This window comes from Streptomyces sp. NPDC089799 (genome assembly GCF_040684755.1).
Classification (GTDB): domain Bacteria; phylum Actinomycetota; class Actinomycetes; order Streptomycetales; family Streptomycetaceae; genus Streptomyces.
Window position 1 is genome coordinate 121,258 of sequence record NZ_JBFBGR010000012.1, and the last position, 17,988, is coordinate 139,245.

The 17,988-nt window shown below is 71.3% G+C and carries 16 protein-coding genes; 9 read left to right on the forward strand and 7 right to left on the reverse strand.

Annotation, left to right across the window (positions count from 1 at the left end; genetic code table 11):
- The first annotated feature begins 35 nt into the window (after positions 1-35).
- Positions 36-200 carry a hypothetical protein gene (locus AB0O36_RS16005; protein ID WP_365109859.1) on the forward strand — a complete coding sequence of 55 codons (165 nt, stop codon included), beginning with the start codon at positions 36-38 and terminating at the stop codon, positions 198-200.
- Positions 201-360: 160 nt separating this feature from the next.
- Here the strand turns inward: AB0O36_RS16005 and dnaE are convergent, their stop codons facing one another.
- Positions 361-3,900, reverse strand: coding sequence for a DNA polymerase III subunit alpha (gene dnaE / locus AB0O36_RS16010; protein ID WP_365109862.1), 3,540 nt, complete (start codon positions 3,898-3,900; stop codon positions 361-363).
- A 176-nt stretch (positions 3,901-4,076) separates the two neighbouring features.
- On the opposite strand from dnaE, the gene AB0O36_RS16015 reads away from it, so the two are divergent.
- Positions 4,077-5,432 carry a DUF2252 domain-containing protein gene (locus tag AB0O36_RS16015; protein ID WP_365109865.1) on the forward strand — a complete coding sequence of 452 codons (1,356 nt, stop codon included), beginning with the start codon at positions 4,077-4,079 and terminating at the stop codon, positions 5,430-5,432.
- Here AB0O36_RS16015 and AB0O36_RS16020 read toward each other — a convergent pair.
- A complete protein-coding gene (locus AB0O36_RS16020) occupies positions 5,416-6,396 on the reverse strand; it encodes an alpha/beta hydrolase (protein ID WP_365109868.1) in 981 nt (326 codons plus the stop codon). The two genes, AB0O36_RS16015 and AB0O36_RS16020, sit on opposite strands and share 17 nt — an antisense overlap.
- 95 nt (positions 6,397-6,491) lie before the next feature.
- On the opposite strand from AB0O36_RS16020, the gene AB0O36_RS16025 reads away from it, so the two are divergent.
- The 5 genes from AB0O36_RS16025 to AB0O36_RS16045 all read left to right on the forward strand — a co-directional run bounded on the left by AB0O36_RS16025 (position 6,492) and on the right by AB0O36_RS16045 (position 11,687).
- Positions 6,492-6,956: a helix-turn-helix domain-containing protein gene (locus AB0O36_RS16025; RefSeq protein WP_365110133.1), complete on the forward strand. Its 465-nt coding sequence runs from the start codon at positions 6,492-6,494 to the stop codon at positions 6,954-6,956.
- A 70-nt stretch (positions 6,957-7,026) separates the two neighbouring features.
- Positions 7,027-7,728 carry a hypothetical protein gene (locus AB0O36_RS16030; RefSeq protein WP_365109870.1) on the forward strand — a complete coding sequence of 234 codons (702 nt, stop codon included), beginning with the start codon at positions 7,027-7,029 and terminating at the stop codon, positions 7,726-7,728.
- Positions 7,729-7,812: 84 nt separating this feature from the next.
- Positions 7,813-8,607 carry a DsbA family protein gene (locus AB0O36_RS16035; RefSeq protein ID WP_365109873.1) on the forward strand — a complete coding sequence of 265 codons (795 nt, stop codon included), beginning with the start codon at positions 7,813-7,815 and terminating at the stop codon, positions 8,605-8,607.
- A 205-nt stretch (positions 8,608-8,812) separates the two neighbouring features.
- Complete coding sequence (locus tag AB0O36_RS16040) at positions 8,813-10,468, forward strand: alkaline phosphatase D family protein (RefSeq protein WP_365109875.1); 1,656 nt, start codon at positions 8,813-8,815, stop codon at positions 10,466-10,468.
- A gap of 226 nt (positions 10,469-10,694) precedes the next feature.
- On the forward strand, positions 10,695-11,687 hold the full coding sequence (locus AB0O36_RS16045; protein WP_365109877.1) for a zinc metalloprotease: 993 nt from the start codon (positions 10,695-10,697) through the stop codon (positions 11,685-11,687).
- A gap of 137 nt (positions 11,688-11,824) precedes the next feature.
- On the opposite strand, the gene AB0O36_RS16050 is transcribed toward AB0O36_RS16045, so the two are convergent.
- Positions 11,825-12,400, reverse strand: a complete 576-nt coding sequence (locus tag AB0O36_RS16050; RefSeq protein WP_365109880.1) for a dienelactone hydrolase family protein — start codon at positions 12,398-12,400, stop codon at positions 11,825-11,827.
- Positions 12,401-12,450: 50 nt separating this feature from the next.
- Between AB0O36_RS16050 and AB0O36_RS16055 the strand changes: the two genes are divergently transcribed.
- Entirely contained in the window at positions 12,451-13,413 is a 963-nt protein-coding gene (locus AB0O36_RS16055; protein ID WP_365109881.1) for a mechanosensitive ion channel domain-containing protein, read from the forward strand.
- A 257-nt stretch (positions 13,414-13,670) separates the two neighbouring features.
- On the opposite strand, the gene AB0O36_RS16060 is transcribed toward AB0O36_RS16055, so the two are convergent.
- Positions 13,671-14,258, reverse strand: a complete 588-nt coding sequence (locus AB0O36_RS16060; protein ID WP_365109884.1) for a TetR/AcrR family transcriptional regulator — start codon at positions 14,256-14,258, stop codon at positions 13,671-13,673.
- A 63-nt stretch (positions 14,259-14,321) separates the two neighbouring features.
- Here AB0O36_RS16060 and AB0O36_RS16065 point away from each other — a divergent pair, with 63 nt between their 5' ends.
- Positions 14,322-14,828, forward strand: a complete 507-nt coding sequence (locus tag AB0O36_RS16065; protein WP_365109886.1) for an SRPBCC family protein — start codon at positions 14,322-14,324, stop codon at positions 14,826-14,828.
- A 16-nt stretch (positions 14,829-14,844) separates the two neighbouring features.
- Here the strand turns inward: AB0O36_RS16065 and AB0O36_RS16070 are convergent, their stop codons facing one another.
- Genes AB0O36_RS16070 through AB0O36_RS16080 form a run of 3 tightly spaced genes read right to left on the reverse strand, consistent with a single transcriptional unit; the run spans position 14,845 to position 17,905 of the window.
- Complete coding sequence (locus AB0O36_RS16070; protein ID WP_365109889.1) at positions 14,845-16,437, reverse strand: Na+/H+ antiporter; 1,593 nt, start codon at positions 16,435-16,437, stop codon at positions 14,845-14,847.
- A gap of 35 nt (positions 16,438-16,472) precedes the next feature.
- Positions 16,473-16,967: a GNAT family N-acetyltransferase gene (locus AB0O36_RS16075; RefSeq protein ID WP_365109892.1), complete on the reverse strand. Its 495-nt coding sequence runs from the start codon at positions 16,965-16,967 to the stop codon at positions 16,473-16,475.
- A complete protein-coding gene (locus tag AB0O36_RS16080; protein WP_365109895.1) occupies positions 16,964-17,905 on the reverse strand; it encodes an RluA family pseudouridine synthase in 942 nt (313 codons plus the stop codon). Before AB0O36_RS16080 ends, AB0O36_RS16075 begins: the two co-directional genes overlap by 4 nt.
- Positions 17,906-17,988 lie beyond the last annotated feature (83 nt).

Sequence of the window (17,988 nt, forward strand, 5' to 3'; positions counted from 1 at the left end):
GCCCTGGCCCCTACACCCCACATGGAGGCTTCACCATGGCCAAGAACAAGAATCAGAAGCAGCCCGCCAAGCAGCAGCCGCGTTCCGGGCAGCAGAGTTCCAAGGGCAGCACGGAGTCCGTCTCCGAACCCTCGTCGTCGGCACCGAGCCCCATGGACCTGGCGCACAAGAGCAAGCAGCGGAAGTTCGGGCACAACTGACGTCCGACCGCACCACGACGGCGAGGCGCCCCCGGCACACGGCCGGGGGCGCCCTGGTGTGCGGGGAGAGAGCCGGGGCGGGCGGGACCCCGCTCCCCCATGAGCCGGCCCCCTCCCGCGCGGGACTCCGCTCCTGCGACGGGGGCCGCTCCCGCCCCGTTCAGCCCGCCAGACAGCTCGGGCCGAGCAGTACCTTCAGGTCGCCGAAGAGGGCGGGGTCGGGCTGCACCCGGTGCCGGTCGAGCCGGAGCACGGTGGTGCTGCGCGGCCCCTGGAGCTTGATCCGCACCTCGGTGTTGCCCTTGTGGTGGCGCAGGATCTCCCCGAGGCGGGTGACCATCGGCGGGGTGACCTTCAGGGCCGGGATGGTGAGCACCACGGGGGCGTTGGTCCCGGCGGAGGACAGGTCGGGGACCATCAGCTCCATGGCGACCAGCCGGGGCACGTCCTCCCGCTTGTCCAGGCGTCCCTTGACGAAGACCACGGCGTCCTCGACCAGCTGGGTGGAGACCAGCTGGTAGGTGGCCGGGAAGAACATGCACTCGATCGAGCCGGCCAGGTCCTCCACGGTGGCGATGGCCCAGGCGTTGCCCTGCTTGGTCATCTTGCGCTGGAGGCCGGAGATGATGCCGCCGATGGTGACGACCGCGCCGTCGCTGTGCTCGCCGCCGGTCAGCTGGGAGATGCCGGCGTCGGTCTTGTCGGAGAGGACGTGTTCCAGGCCGAACAGCGGGTGGTCGGAGACGTACAGGCCGAGCATCTCTCGCTCCTGCGCGAGCAGGTAGGACTTCTCCCACTCCACGTCGGAGAACTCGACGTCGAGGCCGAAGCCGGGCTCGTCGCTGTCCTCCTCACCCATTCCGCCGAACAGGTCGAACTGCCCCTCGGCCTCCTTGCGCTTCACCGCGACCACGGTGTCGATCATCGACTCGTGGTGGGCGACCAGGCCCTTGCGGGTGTGGCCCATCTCGTCGTACGCGCCGGCCTTGATCAGCGACTCGACGGTGCGCTTGTTGCAGACCACGGCCTCGACCTTGTCCAGGAAGTCGGGGAAGGAGCTGTACTTCCCCTTCGACTTCCTGGTCTTGATGATCGAGTCCACGACGTTCTGGCCGACGTTGCGCACCGCGGTGAGGCCGAACAGGATCACGTCGTCGCCCTGGGCGGCGAAGTTGGACTCGGACTCGTTCACGTTCGGCGGGAGCACCCTGATGCCCATGCGCCGGCACTCGTTCAGGTAGATCGCGGACTTGTCCTTGTCGTCCTTGACCGAGGTGAGGAGGCCCGCCATGTACTCGGCGGGGAAGTTCGCCTTGAGGTAGGCGGTCCAGTAGGAGACCAGGCCGTACGCGGCCGAGTGGGCCTTGTTGAAGGCGTAGCCGGCGAAGGGGACCAGGACGTCCCAGAGGGCCTTGATCGCCTGGTCGGTGAAGCCGTTCTTCCGGGCGCCCTCCTCGAAGATGACGAAGTTCTTCGCCAGCTCCTCGGGCTTCTTCTTGCCCATGACGCGGCGCAGGATGTCGGCCTCGCCGAGGGAGTACCCGGCGATGATCTGCGCGGCCTTCTGCACCTGCTCCTGGTAGACGATCAGGCCGTAGGTGACCGCGAGCACCTCTTCGAGGGGCTTCTCCAGCTCCGGGTGGATCGGGGTGATCTCCTGCTGCTTGTTCTTGCGCAGGGCGTAGTTCGTGTGCGAGTTCATGCCCATCGGGCCCGGCCGGTAGAGGGCGGACACGGCGGAGATGTCTTCGAAGTTGTCGGGCTTCATCAGGCGCAGCAGGGAGCGCATGGGGCCGCCGTCGAACTGGAACACGCCGAGGGTGTCACCGCGGCCGAGGAGCTCGAAGGTCTTGGCGTCGTCGAGCGGGAGGGCCAGGAGGTCGATGTCGATCCCCTTGTTGGCCTTCACCATCTTGACGGCGTCGTCCATGATCGTGAGGTTGCGGAGGCCGAGGAAGTCCATCTTCAGCAGGCCGAGCGACTCGCAGCTCGGGTAGTCCCACTGGGTGATGGTGACGCCGTCGGTGTGCCGCACCCAGACGGGCACGTGGTCGGTGATCCGCTCGCTGGACATGATCACGCCGGCGGCGTGCACGCCCATCTGGCGCACCAGGCCCTCGACGCCGCGGGCGGTGTCGATGACCTTCTTCACGTCCGGCTCGTTCTCGTACATGCCGCGGATCTCGCCGGCCTCGCCGTAGCGGGGGTGCTGCGGGTCGAGGATGCCGGAGAGCGGGATGCCCTTGCCGAGGACGTCGGCGGGCATGGCCTTGGTGAGGCGGTCACCCATGGCGTAGGGGTAGCCGAGGACGCGGGCGGAGTCCTTGATCGCGTTCTTGGCCTTGATGGTGCCGTAGGTGCCGATCATGGCGACCTTGTCGGCGCCGTACTTCTCGGTCACGTACCTGATCACCTCGACGCGCCTGCGCTCGTCGAAGTCGATGTCGACGTCGGGCATGGAGACGCGCTCGGGGTTGAGGAACCGCTCGAAGATCAGGCCGTGCGGGATCGGGTCGAGGTCGGTGATGCCCATGGCGTACGCGACGATCGAACCGGCCGCGGAGCCACGGCCGGGGCCCACCGCGATGCCCTGGTTCTTGGCCCACATGATGAAGTCGGCGACCACGAGGAAGTAGCCGGGGAAGCCCATCGAGATGATCGTGTCCATCTCGTACTCGACCTGCTTCATGCGGTCCTCGGGGATCCCGCCGGGGAAGCGGCGGTGCATCCCCTTCATGGTCTCCTCGCGGAACCAGGTGACCTCGGTGTAGCCCTCCGGGATGTCGAACTTCGGCATCAGGTTCCGGAACTTGAACATGCCCTCGGTGTCGACCTGCTCGGCGACCAGCCGGGTGTTGGCGCAGCCCTCCTGCCAGGCGTCCGAGGAGTCGATGGCGTACATCTCGTCCGTGGACTTCAGGTAGTAGCCGGAGCCGTCGAACCGGAAGCGGTCCGGGTCGGAGAGGTTCTTGCCGGTCTGGATGCAGAGCAGGGCGTCGTGCGCGCCGGCCTCGCTCGCGTAGGTGTAGTGCGAGTCGTTGGTCACCAGCGGCGGGATGTCGAGCTTCTTGCCGATCTCCAGCAGGCCGTCGCGGACCCGGCGCTCGATCTCGATGCCGTGGTCCATCAGCTCCAGGAAGTACCGGCCCTCGCCGAAGATGTCCTTGTAGTCCGAGGCGGCCTTGATCGCCTCGTCGAACTGGCCGAGGCGCAGTCGCGTCTGGACCTCGCCGGAGGGGCAGCCGGTGGAGGCGATGAGCCCCTCGGACCACTGGGCGATGGTCTCCTTGTCCATCCGGGGCCACTTGGTCAGCCAGCCCTCGGCGTAGGCGTCGGAGGACAGCCGGAAGAGGTTGTGCAGACCGGTGCTGTTCGCCGCCCAGATCGTCTTGTGGGTGTAACCGCCGGAACCGGAGACGTCGTCCCGCTTCTGGTGCGGCTGGCCCCACTGGATCCTGCGCTTGTTCCGCCGGGACTCGGGGGCGACATACGCCTCGATGCCGATGATCGGGGTGATCCCCGCCTTCTGCGCGGAGTGGAAGAAGTCGTAGGCGCCGTGCAGGTTGCCGTGGTCGGACATGGCGATATGGGTCATGCCCATTTCGTTGCACGCGTTGAACATGTCCTTCAGCCGCGCGGCACCGTCCAGCAGGGAGTACTGGGTGTGGACGTGCAGGTGCGTGAACGGCGGCTTGGTCACGGCGGGTGGCTCCAGAGCGCGAGGGGGGGGCAGGGGGGCAGCTCTGAATCCTACGTCGATCCGAGCGGCCGGAGGGGGTGACGGGAACCGGGCACGCGGGAGTAGCGTCGCCCGTTGCACAGCCGGGACACCAGTCCCGGAATCGATCAAGCCTGCGCCACCAGGAGGCACCCGCCATGGCGGTCCCCGACACCACGAACGAGCAGCGCGCCGAGCAGATCCTCGACGTGTTCGACACCGCTTTCGGTGAGCTGCTGGCCGCGGACCCCGCCGCCTTCCAGGTGAAGTTCCGCAAGATGGCGGCCTCCGCGTTCGCCTTCTACCGGGGGACGGCCTGCCTCTTCTACGCGGACCTGGAGCACGAGTGCGCCGGGCGGGGCGCCGGGGGCCAGGGGGCCGGGCCGTACCTGGACGACCGGACCGGCCGGGTGTGGATCCACGGTGATCTGCACGCCGAGAACTTCGGCACGTACATGGACTCCACCGGCCGGCTGATCTTCAACGTGAACGACTTCGACGAGGCGTACGTCGGCCCCTTCACCTGGGACCTCAAGCGGTTCGCCGCCTCGATGGCCCTGATCGGCTATGCCAAGGCGCTCAGCGACGAGCAGATCAGCCGTATGGTGCGGGTCTACGCCGCCGCCTACCGGGAGCGCATCCACGTCCTGGCCACCGGCGCCAAGCACGACGACGTCCCTTCCTTCAGCCTGGACACCTCCGAGGGCGCCCTCCTGGACGCGCTGCGCTCCGCCCGGGCCCGGACCCGGTTCGCGCTGCTGGACTCCATGACCGAGATCCGCGACCACGAGCGCCGCTTCTCGGCCGGGGGCGGTTCGATCGAGCTGGACGCCGCGACCCGGTACAAGGTGCTGGCCGCCTTCGACGGCTATCTGGAGACCCTGCCCGAGTCGAGCCTGCTGCGCCCGGACTCCTACCGGGTCAAGGACGTCGTGGGGCGCCGGGGCATCGGTATCGGCTCGGCCGGCCTGCCCTCGTACAACATCCTGCTGGAGGGGCACAGCGACGCCCTGGAGAACGACGTGGTGATCTACGTCAAGCAGGCGCAGACCCCGGCGGTTTCCCGGCACATCACCGACCGCGAGGTCCGTGAGTACTTCCACCACGAGGGGCACCGCACGGTGATCTCGCAGCGGGCCCTCCAGGCGCACGCCGACCCGTGGCTGGGCTGGACCGAGCTGGACGGGGCCGGGCAGCTGGTCGCCGAGGTCTCCCCGTACGCCGTGGACCTGGACTGGTCCGACATCGACGACCCGGAGGAGATCGCGGCCGTGGTCGCGGACCTCGGCCGGGCGACGGCCTCCATGCACGCGGCCGCCGACGCGGACGAGAGCGGCCAGTCCCTGGTGCCCTTCTCCACGGAGCGGGCGATAGACGCGGCGATCGCGGCCGACGAGGAGGGTTTCGCGGAGCTGCTGGTGGACTTCGCCCACGCCTACGGCGCGCGGGCCCGCTCGGACCACCAGATCTTCGTGGACCTGTTCCGCAACGGCCGGATCATGCCCGCGTCGTGATCTGACCCGGCTGCCCACCGGCCACCTCGCCGAGTACCTCGCGCAGCCGTGCGGCCCAGGCCGCCGGGTGCGTGAGGTTCCCGTTGTGCCCGCCGGGGAACTCGGCCGGCTCCGTGCCGAGCAGTGTGCCGAGCTCCTCGGCACACCGGTGGTCGAAGACGGTCCGCGGGGTGGTGCGGCCGGTCACCGGCACGATCCGCGGGCCGGCCCCGCCCCGCGGCCCCGATCCTGCCGGGCCCGCCAGGGCCGCCGGGTCGAAGGTGTCCCCGACGATCGCCGCGAGGTCGTGGGTCAGGAAGAACTCGAAGTCGTCGGCGCGCTCGGTGAGGCCGGGCTGGGGGGTCAGTCCGGGCTCGCGGTCCTGGGAGGCGGGGTCGATGCCCAGCACCCGCGCGACCTCCGCCAGCGCGGGCAGCAGGCCCTCCCGCCGGTAGGTCTCCTGTATCTCCGTGAGCTCCCGCTCGTGCCGGTCCCGCTCCGCGGCGGGCAGCAGCCGCGGGGTCACCGGCTCGTGGGCGACCAGGACCGACACCTGTTCGGGGTGGCGGACGGCGAGGTGCAGTCCGATCGAGGCCCCGAGGCTGAGGCCGACCACGATCGCGGGTTCCGAGGTCAGCTCGGCCAGCAGCCGGTGGACGTCGTCCGCGTGCTCCTCCATCGTCACGCCCCGGCCCTGCGGGAGGGCGCTGCGGGACAGTCCCCGGCGGTCGTAGGTGACCACGGTGTAGTCCTCGGCCAGCCGGTCGACCAGGTCGACGCTCCGGCCGGCGGTCCCCTCGCCGCTCTGGGAGACGAGGAGCAGCGGCCCGCTCCCCCGCACCTCGTAGTACAGCTCGGCGCCGGACACCCGGAGCACCCCCTCCGTGGCCGCGTTCACCTTCACGTCCGACTCGGCCTTCACACCGGTCTTCGTCTCCGCGTCCATGTCCGCCCCCGCGTTCGTCTTCGTGTTCGCCTTCGTCATGCCTCCACGCTAATCCATCGATCTCGATACATCAAGAGAGATGGATCCAAAAAGATGAATCGACAGCGATGTACCGTGGGCCCGTGAGCGACAGCATGAGCGCGGTCGAGCTCTTCCTGCTCGGCCGGACCCTGATGAAGATCGGCGAAGAGGCGCTGCCCGCCCCCGGGGCGGACGGCGAGGGCCCGGCCGCCGCACAGGGCACGCGCGCGGTGCTCATCACGCTCAGCGACGTCACGACCTACCCCGGCAGTGCGGTCGGCGAGATCGCCCGCCGCACCGGGCTGCCGCAGAGCCAGGTCTCCACGGCCGTCGCCCGACTGAAGAAGACCGGTTCGGTGGTCACCTCCCCCGACCCCGCCGACGGCCGCCGCCTCCTGGTCCGGCCCGCCGAGGAGGTCTCCGAGCGGGTCGCACAGGTGCGCGCGACCCGGATCGAGTCCACGCTCGCCGCCGCCCTCGGCACCTCCGACGCGGCCGCGTTGAGCGAGGTCAACGCGGCCCTGCGGGTACTGGCCCGGCACCTCCCGCCGGGCGCGGTGGCCAATCTGCGTTCCTGAACCGGCCGCAGGGGGCGCCGGATCCCCACTGAATCCTCTTTTCACAGGAACGCATGGCACACTCGCCGGGATGGACATATCAGGGGCACGGCTCAGAGGGCTGCGGGCAGCGCTGTTCAGCGCGCTCGTCGTGCTGCTGTCCAGTTGCTCCCACGTCCTGCTGTCCCACGTGCCGCTGCCGCCCTCCCTGGTGCTCGGCGCCTTCGTCTCCGTGTTCGCCATCGCCTATGCGCTGGCCGGGCGCGAGCGCGGCTTCGGCCCGATCGCCGGCCTGCTCGTACCGCTGGAACTGGCCGCCGACACCGTCTTCACCGCCGGACAGCACGTCTGTTACGGCCCCGCGGGCGGTCCGGTCTCCGGGCCGCTGCGCGCCCTGGGGCTGGAGGAGCTCTGCGGCGGCACCCCGGTCGGCGGGCCGCTGGCCGAGGTGACCGGTCCGGCCCGCAGTGCCGCGGCCCTACTCGCGTCCGCCGGTCCGTGGACCCCCTGGCTGCTGCTGGCCGCACACGTCTCGGTCGGGCTGCTGGCCGCACTGTGGCTGTGGCAGGGCGAGCGGGCCCTGGGCCGGCTGCTCCGGACGGTGGCCGTGCTGGCCTTCCGCCCGCTGGCACTGGCGGTGGCCGCGGTCACCGCGGTGCCCCGGCCGGCCCGCCGGGCGCTCCGCACCGCGCGCGCCGCCGCGCGGGCCGTGAGCCGGTTCCCCGCGCACTCCGTGGGACGGCGGGGTCCGCCCGCGTTCGCCGCGTTCGCCACCGCGCCCTCCGGCGCCTGAGCGACGTCGCGACAGGACCCCTTCCCTCCCCCGGGCAGCGCCCGCGCGGGGAGACCCCGCACACCTCATTCACGGAGTACCACCATGAGCGCACGCAACAACAAGGCCAACAAGGCCGCCGCCCGCGACCGGCTGCGCCAGGAGCGCGAGGCCCAGGCGAAGAAGGACAAGGCGCGCCGCCAGGTCATCGTGGCCGGATCGGTCGTCGGCGTACTGGCGCTGGCCGGCGGCGTCGGCTGGGCGGTCATGGAGATGACCAAGCCGGACGCGTGGGAGAAGGCCGGGACCGCGGCCCTGGTGACGCCGAAGAACGCCACCGGGGACAAGGGCACCACCGTGGTCATCGGCAAGCCCGAGGCCAAGAAGACCCTCGACATCTACGAGGACCCGCGCTGCCCGGCCTGCGCCGCGTTCGAGCAGACCATGGGCGACCAGGTCAAGAAGGACGTGGACGCGGGCAAGTACAAGCTGCGGTACGTGGGTGCGACCTTCATCGACAAGGGCGTCACCGGCGAGGGCTCGAAGAACGCGCTGAGCGCGCTGGGCGCGGCGCTGAACGTGAGCCCCGAGGCGTTCCTGGAGTACAAGGCGGCGCTGTACTCGAAGGCGAACCACCCCGAGGAGACCAGCGACAAGTTCGCGAAGGACGACTACCTGATCAAGGTGGCCGACGGGGTGGCCGCGCTGAAGGGCAACACCGGGTTCCAGCAGGCCGTGAAGGACGGCACGTACGACCGGTGGGCGCTGGAGATGTCGAAGACCTTCGACGCGTCGGGCGTCAAGGGCACGCCGACGCTGATGATGGACGGCAAGAAGATCGAGATCCCGCAGACCGCGGCGGCGTTCAACGAGGCGATCGACGGCGCCCTGAAGGGCTGACCCGAGTGCCCTGAAGGGCCCGCCCGAAGGGCGCAGCCCGCATGGGAACGGCCCACATGGGAACGGCCCGAAAAGGGGTGACATACCCCCGCCGGACCGTGAATGAACCTCCTCGCCAACGGGCGGGCGGACTCCTGGAGTTCGCCCGCCCGTTGCCGTTCAGGGGGTGTTAAATTCGTCATACTGGCCAGTAATATGACCGGCCGTGACCAGTCAACCCCCCATTGATTCCGCGGCTTCGCCGCGTCGGCGCACGGTCGTGCTCGCCGCGGCCGCCACCGCTGCCCTCGCCCCGCTGGCCTTCACCGGCGGAACCGCGCAAGCGGCCGAGAACGCCCCGGCGTTCCTGCACGGAGTCGCCTCCGGCGACCCGCTCCCGGACGGGGTCCTGCTGTGGACCCGCGTCACCCCCACCCCCGAGGCGGTGCCCGGCTCCGGCATCGGCCCCGACCTCCAGGTCTCCTGGGAAGTGGCCGAGGACAAGGGCTTCTCCCGGACCGTGGCGCGCGGCAGCCTGACCGCCTCCGCCACCGAGGACCACACCGTCAAGGCCGACGTACGGGGACTGCGGCCCGAGACGGTGTACTTCTACCGGTTCACCGCCGGCACCACCGTCTCCCCGGTGGGCCGCACCCGCACCACCCCGGCCCACGGGGCCACCACCCCCGGGGTCCGCTTCGGCGTGGTGTCCTGCGCCAACTGGGAGGCCGGCTACTTCTCCGCCTACCGCCACCTGGCGGCCCGCGCCGACCTGGACGCGGTCCTGCACCTCGGCGACTACATCTACGAGTACCAGACCGGGGGTTACCCGGAGGCCAAGTACGTCGTCCGCCGGCACGAGCCCGCGCACGAGATCACCACCCTCTCCGACTACCGGACCCGGCACGGCAGGTACAAGACCGACGCCGACCTCCAGGCCCTGCACTCCGCGCACCCGGTCATCGCCATCTGGGACGACCACGAGTTCGCGAACGACGCCTGGTCCGGCGGCGCCGAGAACCACACCCCCGACACCGAGGGCGACTGGGCGGCCCGCGCCGCCGCCGCCAAGCAGGCGTACTTCGAGTGGATGCCGGTACGCGCCTCCGTGGCGGGCACCGTCTACCGGCGGCTGCGCTTCGGCACCCTGGCCGACCTCCACCTGCTCGACCTGCGGTCGTTCCGCTCGCAGCAGGTCAAGGTCGGCAGCGGCGGGGTGGACGACCCCGAGCGCACCATCACCGGCCGCGCCCAGCTGGACTGGCTCAAGTCGGGGCTGGCGGCCTCGGACGCGACGTGGAAGCTGGTCGGCACCTCGGTGATGATCTCGCCGATCGCCTTCGGCTCGCTGCCCGCGTACCTGCTGGCACCGCTGACGAAGCTGCTCGGACTGCCCGAGGGCGGCCTGGCGATCAGCGCGGACCAGTGGGACGGCTACACGGACGACCGCAAGGAACTGCTCGGCCACCTGAAGAGCCGGAACATCAGGAACACCGTGTTCCTCACCGGCGACATCCACATGGCGTACGCGAACGAGGTCCCGGTGAACATGGCGACCTACCCGGGGTCGGGCACCGCCGCCACCGAGTTCGTGGTGACCTCGGTGACCTCGGACAACATCGACGACCTGCTCCACGTGCCGGCGAACACCGCCTCGCTGGTGGCGGAGGCCGCCATCAAGGCCGCGAACTGGCACGTGAAGTGGCTCGACATGGACGACCACGGCTACGGCGTCCTCGACGTGACCGCCGAGCGGTCCCAGATGGACTACTACGTGGTCTCCGACAAGAGGCGGGCGGACGCGAGCTCCTCGTGGTCCCGCTCGTACCGGACCCTGAACGGTACCCAGAAGGTCGAGCGGGTGTACCAGCCCGTCCGTTGAACGGAAAAGACCTGACACAACCGTGACGGGCACTTGATCCTGACACCCTGTCAATTTTGCGGTCCGCAGCGGCACTCGGAAAACCTCCGGCTGCCGCTGTGCGCATTCGGCAACAAATCTTTTACGTCGGACGTCTTGACGTTTCGATGACATGCACACGTAAGCTTCGCGCCAACCGGGAGATCTTTCCCGGCCAGTAACCCCCCACCACTCGCGAGGAGCACACGTGCGCGCCGTCGCCCGCATATCCCCCACTCTCCGCCGCCGCCTGATCGGTTCCGCCGCCCTGGCGGGTGCCCTGGCCCTGTCCCCGCTGACCGGCACCACCTCGGTCGCCGCGGCCAAGACCCCGGCCCAGGCGTGCGTCGAGGCGGCCGATGCTCCGGCCAACGCCCGCGTGGCCAAGCCGCAGGGCCCCAAGACCGCCGAGCCCAACGAGGTCACCGACTCCCAGGCCAAGGCCATGGACGCCGACCTCCAGGTGAAGCTGGACAAGGCCCTCAAGAACCAGCCGCAGCGCAGCCTGCGCGCCGCCGAGGCCGTCAAGACCATCCCGGTCTACTTCCACGTCATCCACTCCGGCACCACCGGCAAGCTGACCGCGACGGACATCGGCAAGCAGATCGCCGTCCTGAACGCCGCCTACAGCGGCCAGGGCACCGGCAACGTGAACAGCAACTTCCAGTTCCAGCTGGTCTCCACCGACTACACGGACAACGCGAGCTGGTACAACCTGGCCGACGGTTCCACGGCCGAGACGAACATGAAGACCACCCTGCGCAAGGGCGGCTCCGACGCGCTGAACGTCTACACCGCCAACCTGTCCGGCGGCCTGCTCGGCTGGGCGACCTTCCCCAGCTCCTACGCCTCGCAGCCCAAGATGGACGGCGTGGTCCTGCTCAACTCCTCGCTGCCGGGCGGCGCCGCGGCCAACTACAACGAGGGCGACACCGCCACCCACGAGGTCGGCCACTGGATGGGCCTGTACCACACCTTCCAGGGCGGCTGTAACGGAAGCGGCGACTCCGTCTCCGACACCCCGGCCGAGAAGACCGCCGCGTACGAGTGCCCCGAGGGCCGCGACTCGTGCACCAGCAAGACCGGCAAGGACCCGATCCACAACTTCATGGACTACACGTACGACTCCTGCATGTACCAGTTCACCGCCGGCCAGGTGGCCCGCATGAACAGCCACTGGACCGCGTACCGCGGCGCCTGACCCGCGAGCGGGGCTTCGGGCCACGAGCGGAGCCTTGAGTCACGAAGGGGCACGGCCCGGCGAACGCCGGACCGTGCCCCTTCACCGTGAGCAGGCCGTAGCGGGCCCGGCCGTCAACCGGCCCGGCCGCGGCCGGCTCACTGCTCCAGCGAGTCCAGGAAGCCGAGCGCAATCATCCAGGTCCGCTCGGCGGCCTCCTCGTCGTAGTCCGGGAGTTCCGGGTCGGTGTACAGGTGCCCGGCGCCCGGGTAGCGGTGCACCTCCACGTCCGCGCCGGCCCGGCCCATCCGCAGGTACCAGGTGTTCAGCCAGTCGTGCGACTCGAACGGGTCCGGGTCGGCGACGTGCAGCTGCACCGGCAGCTCGTCCACCGAGGCGTTGTCGGCGATGTCGGAGGTGCCGTGCAGCAGGAGCAGCCCGCGCGCCTTCTCGTCGTGCAGGGCGAGGTGCTGGGCCATGGAACCGCCGAACGAGAAGCCCGCGTAGACCAGGCCCCGGTCCGAGTAGGGGGCGGCGGCCAGCACGGCCCGCTTGAGCAGCTCGTCCCGGCCGATCTCCTCCTGGTGGGCCATGCCCTCCTCCACGGTGTCGAAGGTCCGGCCCTCGAAGAGGTCGGGCACATGAACCCGGTGGCCGGCCGCCCGGAGCCGGTCGGCCGCGGCGTGCACCGCGGGGCGGAGGCCGTACGTGGAGTGGAAGAGCACGATGTTCATACGCACATCGTGCCAGCCGCCGCCGACAGCCGTCCGCTACGGTCGGGGGCATGGAGACGTCGCTCCGTACGCTGCTGCTGCGCCGCTGCCTGCCGCCGTCCCTGGTGCTGCTCTGCGCCGTCGGGCTGAAGGCGTACCTGCGTCCCGCCGACTGGTGGGGCAGGGCCCTGATCCTGGTGGTGATCGGCACGGCGGCCTGGCTGCTGGTCCGGATCGCCGACGCGGTCATCGACACCTGGTACGCCCGCTACGCCGCCGCCGCGGCCCCCGAACAGGACGCCAGGGTCCGCCGGGTCCGCACCCAGGTCACCCTGATCCACCGGGTGGTGACCGCGGTCGTGGTGGTGGTGACGGTCGCCGCGATGCTGCTGACCTTCCCCGCGATGCGCGCGGTCGGCGCGTCCGTGCTGGCGTCCGCCGGCGTGCTGGGCATCGTGGCGGGCATCGCCGCCCAGTCCACCCTGGGCAACCTCTTCGCCGGGCTGCAGATCGCCTTCGGCGACACCGTCCGGATCGGGGACACGGTGGTCGTCGACAAGGAGTGGGGACAGGTCGAGGAGATCACCCTGACCTTCCTGGTGGTGCGCACCTGGGACGAGCGCCGGATCACCATGCCTGTCTCGTACTTCACCTCGAAGCCGTACGAGAACTGGTCGCGCGGCGGTGCGGAGCTGACCGGCACGGTCTTCCTGCACCTGGACCACCGGGCTCCGGTGCGGCTGCTGCGGGAGAGGCTGGAGCTGATCCTCGCGGAGCTCCCCGAGTGGGACGGCCGGTCGAGCGGACTGCTGGTCACCGACACCACCCCGCACACCGTCCAGGTGCGGGCGGTGGTCACCGCGAAGGACTCCGACGACCTGTGGACCCTGCGCTGCGCGGTCCGCGAACGGCTGATCGCCTGGCTGGTGGCGGAACACCCCTACGCCCTCCCCCGGATCGCCACCGCCCCGGCCGCCCCGGGCCCCGGCGAAGTGCCGGGCGGGATTCCCTACGAGGCCCCCGGTCCGGAGTGACCGGGCGGGGGCGCGCCGCGCGCGTCAGCCGCCGAAGACCACCGAGCGGAGGAGGAGGGAGAGCGCCCCCAGGGCGGCGAGCGTGGCGTTGCGCAGGCGCATGGGTGGATCCTTCGGTTCGCACGGCGGAAGGGTGGTCGACACCTGCACGCCGCCCGACCGGTCGGCGCGGGCCCGCGTCCGCCGCCCGCGCCCGACCGGTCGGCGCGGGCCCGCGTCCGCCGCCCGCCGGATCGATCCGCCGTCACCCGGCCGGCTCAGAGGCCGCCCAGCAGTGCCTCCGTGCACTGTTCGGTGAGGTCCTCGGCGTGCGCCGGCAGCGGGTTGCCCGCGCGCAGGTGGCGGCGTACGACGGTCAGCGGCAGCTCGACGAGGGCCAGGGCGACCCGGTCGCGGTCCTGTTCGTCCGCGGCGCCCAGGGCTCCGGCGAGGCGGGCCAGGGCGCCGAACACCCGCCCGTTGCCCGCGTCGGCGCGCCGGACATGTTCCTCCGACCAGTCCGCGCGGCCGAAGTCGGCGGCGCCGTAGAGGAGGAGGGCGGCCTCGGCCGGGTTCTCCCGGCACCAGGACACCACGTGGCGGGAGGCCGCGCGGGCCGCCCGGTGGGGGTCGGGCTCGCCGTCGAGCACGTCCAGGTAACCCTGCTGGAAGCGCTCCACGGTGCGCAGCCAGAGCTCGGCGAGCAGGGCGGTGCGCCCGGCGAAGCGGTGGTACACCGAGCCGCTCGGCGCGCCGGTGGCCTGGGCGACGGCCGACATGGTCACGGCGGCCGGACCGCGGGCGGCGGCCAGGCCGACGGCGGCGTCGAGGAAGCGGCCGGTGTCGAAGCGGGGTGGTCTCGCCATGAATCAGAGAGTACCCTCCAATTTATTGGAGAGATGTCTCCAATACGGGTGAGGGGAGGGCGCGTGGGCGTCCACAACGTGCACGAGCGGCTGCTGGCGGCGACGGAGAGCGAGGTGGGAGAGCTGCTCGACACCCTGGCGAGCGGGGACGGCGACCGGCTGTGGCCCGTCCCGCACTGGCCGCGGATGGAGTTCGACCACCCGCTGGGGCCCGGCGCGGTGGGCGGCCACGGGCCGGTGCGCTACACCGTGGCCGGGTACGCGCCGGGGCGCTGGATCCGCTTCGAGTTCACCGGGCCGCGCGGCTTCCACGGCTTCCACGAGCTGGCCGTGCTGCCCGCCGGCCCGGACCGCGCCCGGCTGCACCACACCCTGTCCATGTCCACGCGCGGCGCGGCCCGCCTGACCTGGCCCCTGGCCTGGCGCCCGCTGCACGACGCCTGCCTGGAGGACGGCCTCGACCGTGCCGAACTCGCCTGCACCGGCCGGGTGGCCCGCCCCGCGCGCCGGTCGCCGTACGTCCGCCTGCTGCGCGCCGCGGCCGTGCTCGTGCTGCGGCCCCGGCCGTGATCCGCCGGACAGGCCCCTAGGGACTGCGCAGGCTGCGGACGTCCAGGTGGCGCAGGACGCTGTCCACGACCTCCGGGTCGGCGCCCGGTTCGCTGCGCGCCGCGAGCACCTCGTGGCGGGCGGCGGACAGCATCTCCCGCTGGACGTGCTGGATGTGGCGGAGGCGGGAGACCCGTTGCGCGTACGCCTCGCGGCGTTCCTCGTCGACCAGGTCGGGGCTGATCCGGGCGCCCATGTCGTACGCGCGCCGCTGGAGCTGTTCGAGGAGGTCCTCGGGGAGTTCCTCGACTTCCCCGATCTCCTTGAGGCGGCGCCTGGCCGCCTTGGCGGCGCGCAGGGCCAGCTCCCGGCGGAAGGCCCGCTCGGCGTCGGTGTCCGCCTGGACGCCCAGCCGGCGGACCAGCCAGGGCAGGGTCAGCCCCTGGAAGACCAGTGTGGTGATGATGACCGCGAAGGCGATGAAGACGATCTGGTCGCGGGCCGGGAAGGGCGCACCGGAGTCGGTCCGCAGCGGGATCGCCAGGGCCAGCGCCACCGAGGCCACCCCGCGCATCCCGGCCCACCACATCACCACGGTCTCCCGCCAGCTCAGCGGGATCTCCTCGTCGTAGTCGCGCCGCCCGTGCAGCCGCTTGGCCAGCCAGGTGGCGGGCAGCAGCCAGACCAGCCGTACGCCGACCACCACCGCGACCACGGCCGCCGCCCAGCCGGCCATCTCCTGCCATCGGCCCGCGGCCGCGCCGAACACGTGGTGCAGCTCCAGCCCGATCAGGCCGAACGCCACCCCGGTGACCAGCATGTCGACGACCTCCCAGAAGGTGTGCCCGGCCAGCCTCCCCAGGACGTCGTCGGCGTCGCTCGCGTATTCGGCGAGGAAGAGGGCGGTGGTGAGGACGGCCAGCACCCCCGAGCCCATCAGCTCCTCCGCCAGCGCGTACGCCACGAACGGCAGCAGCAGGGACAGCCCGATCTGCAGGGTGGCGTCCCCGAGCCGCCCCATCAGCCGCTGCGCCGACCAGCCCAGGGCCAGTCCGACGGCCACCGCCACCACCGCCGACAGCACGAACTCCAGGGTGGCCTCCGGCCAGGAGAAGCTGCCGCTGACGGCCGCGGCGATGGCCACGTGGTAGAGCACGATCGCCGTCACGTCGTTGAACAGGCCCTCGCCCTCCAGGATCGACACGAGGCGGCGCGGCAGCCCGAGCGAGCCGGCCACGGCGGTGGCCGCGACCGGGTCGGGCGGTGCGACCAGTGCACCCAGCGCCACGGCGGCGGCGATCGGCAGTCCGGGCACCACCGCGTTCGCGACGCCGGCGACGGCCGCGGTGGTGACGAAGACCAGCGCGACGGCGAGCAGCAGGATCGGCCGGACGTTGGCGGCGAACTGGCGCCACGAGGTGCGCTGCGCGGAGGCATACAGCAGCGGCGGCAGCACCAGCGGCAGGATGAACTCGGGCGGGATGTCCACGTTCGGCACGGCCGGCACCAGGGCGAGCACGATCCCGCCGAGGGTCATCAGCACCGGCGCGGGCAGGCCCAGCCGGTCTCCGACCGGCACGCTGACCACGGCACCCAGCAACAGCAGGAAGAGGAGGAGGAGCTGGTCCACTCCCCCACACTGCCAGCTGTGCCCGGTCCGGCCCCTTAAGGCAGGGTGCGGCGCATCGCGCGGTGCGGCATTCCGGCGTCCTCGAACTCGGGGCCGTACGCCACGTACCCGAGCCGCTCGTAGAAGCCCAGGGCGTGCGTCTGCGCGCCCAGGTCCACGGCGGTCAGGCCCAGCCGGACGGCCTCCGTCTCCAGCGCGCGGACCAGGGCAGCGCCCACGCCGAGGCCCCGCGCGGACTTCAGCACGGCCAGCCGGCCGAGCGAACCGACGCCGGGCGTGCCGGTCTTGCCGAGGGCGGCCTGGCCGTGCAGCAGCCGGCCGGTGCCCAGGGGGCCGTCCGGGCCGGACGCCAGCACGTGCACGGCGTCCGCGTCGTAGGCGTCGTACTCGATCTCCTCGGGCACGGACTGCTCGACGACGAAGACCTCGGTGCGGACGGCGAAGCAGGCCGCGAGGTCGGCCTCGCCGACGGCGACCCTGACCTCGTAGGGCGCGGACCCGGGCACGGGTACGGACTCGGGCGAGGTCACTCGCTCTCCGCCCGGATCACGTCCAGGGCGTGCTGCAGGTCCTCCGGGTAGTTGCTCGCGAACTCGACCCACTGGCCGTCCGCCGGGTGCTCGAAGCCGAGCCGCACCGCGTGCAGCCACTGGCGGGTGAGCTTCAGGCGCTTGGCGATGGTCGGGTCGGCGCCGTAGGTGAGGTCGCCCACGCAGGGGTGCCGGTGCGCCGACATGTGCACGCGGATCTGGTGGGTGCGGCCGGTCTCCAGCTTGATGTCCAGCAGGGAGGCGGCGCGGAAGGCCTCGATGAGGTCGTAGTGGGTGATCGAGGCCTTGCCGTCCTGGATGACGGCCCACTTGTAGTCGTGGTTGGGGTGCCGGCCGATGGGAGCGTCGATGGTGCCGCTCATCGGGTCCGGGTGCCCCTGGACCAGGGTGTGGTAGCGCTTGTCCACGATCCGCTCGCGGAACTGCTGCTTGAGCGAGGTGTACGCGCGCTCGGACTTGGCGACCACCATCAGGCCGGAGGTGCCCACGTCCAGGCGGTGCACGATGCCCTGGCGCTCGGCGGCGCCGGAGGTGGAGATCCGGTACCCGGCGGCGGCCAGGCCGCCGATCACGGTGGTGCCGGTCCAGCCGGGGCTGGGGTGCGCGGCAACCCCCACCGGCTTCATGATCACGACGATGTCGTCGTCGTCGTGGACGATCTCCATGCCCTCGACCGGCTCGGCGACGATCTCGACCGGGCGGGGCGGGGCGGGCATCTCGACCTCGAGCCAGGCGCCGCCGTGCACCCGCTCGGACTTCCCGACGACACTGCCGTCGACCGCGACCTTTCCGGCTGCGGCCAGCTCGGCCGCCTTGGTCCGGGAGAACCCGAACATACGGGCGATCGCGGCGTCGACGCGCTCGCCTTCGAGGCCGTCGGGAACGGGCAGGGTGCGGATCTCGGGAATCGTACTCACCCGTCGAGTATGCCGGACTCGCGTGGCGGCCCGTTCTGGATCCCGTTCCGGCGGACACCGCACGGGGCCCGGACACCGTCCGG

What these genes read in the sequence shown, in the direction of transcription:
- AB0O36_RS16025 (WP_365110133.1), top strand. Translation starts at nt 6,492, where the DNA reads ATGAGCGCGGTCGAGCTCTTCCTGCTCGGCCGGACCCTGATGAAGATC.
- AB0O36_RS16055 (WP_365109881.1), top strand. Translation starts at nt 12,451, where the DNA reads ATGGAGACGTCGCTCCGTACGCTGCTGCTGCGCCGCTGCCTGCCGCCG.
- AB0O36_RS16035 (WP_365109873.1), top strand. Translation starts at nt 7,813, where the DNA reads ATGAGCGCACGCAACAACAAGGCCAACAAGGCCGCCGCCCGCGACCGG.
- AB0O36_RS16020 (WP_365109868.1), bottom strand. Translation starts at nt 6,396, where the DNA reads ATGACGAAGGCGAACACGAAGACGAACGCGGGGGCGGACATGGACGCG.
- AB0O36_RS16050 (WP_365109880.1), bottom strand. Translation starts at nt 12,400, where the DNA reads ATGAACATCGTGCTCTTCCACTCCACGTACGGCCTCCGCCCCGCGGTG.
- AB0O36_RS16015 (WP_365109865.1), top strand. Translation starts at nt 4,077, where the DNA reads ATGGCGGTCCCCGACACCACGAACGAGCAGCGCGCCGAGCAGATCCTC.
- AB0O36_RS16030 (WP_365109870.1), top strand. Translation starts at nt 7,027, where the DNA reads ATGGACATATCAGGGGCACGGCTCAGAGGGCTGCGGGCAGCGCTGTTC.
- AB0O36_RS16060 (WP_365109884.1), bottom strand. Translation starts at nt 14,258, where the DNA reads ATGGCGAGACCACCCCGCTTCGACACCGGCCGCTTCCTCGACGCCGCC.
- AB0O36_RS16005 (WP_365109859.1), top strand. Translation starts at nt 36, where the DNA reads ATGGCCAAGAACAAGAATCAGAAGCAGCCCGCCAAGCAGCAGCCGCGT.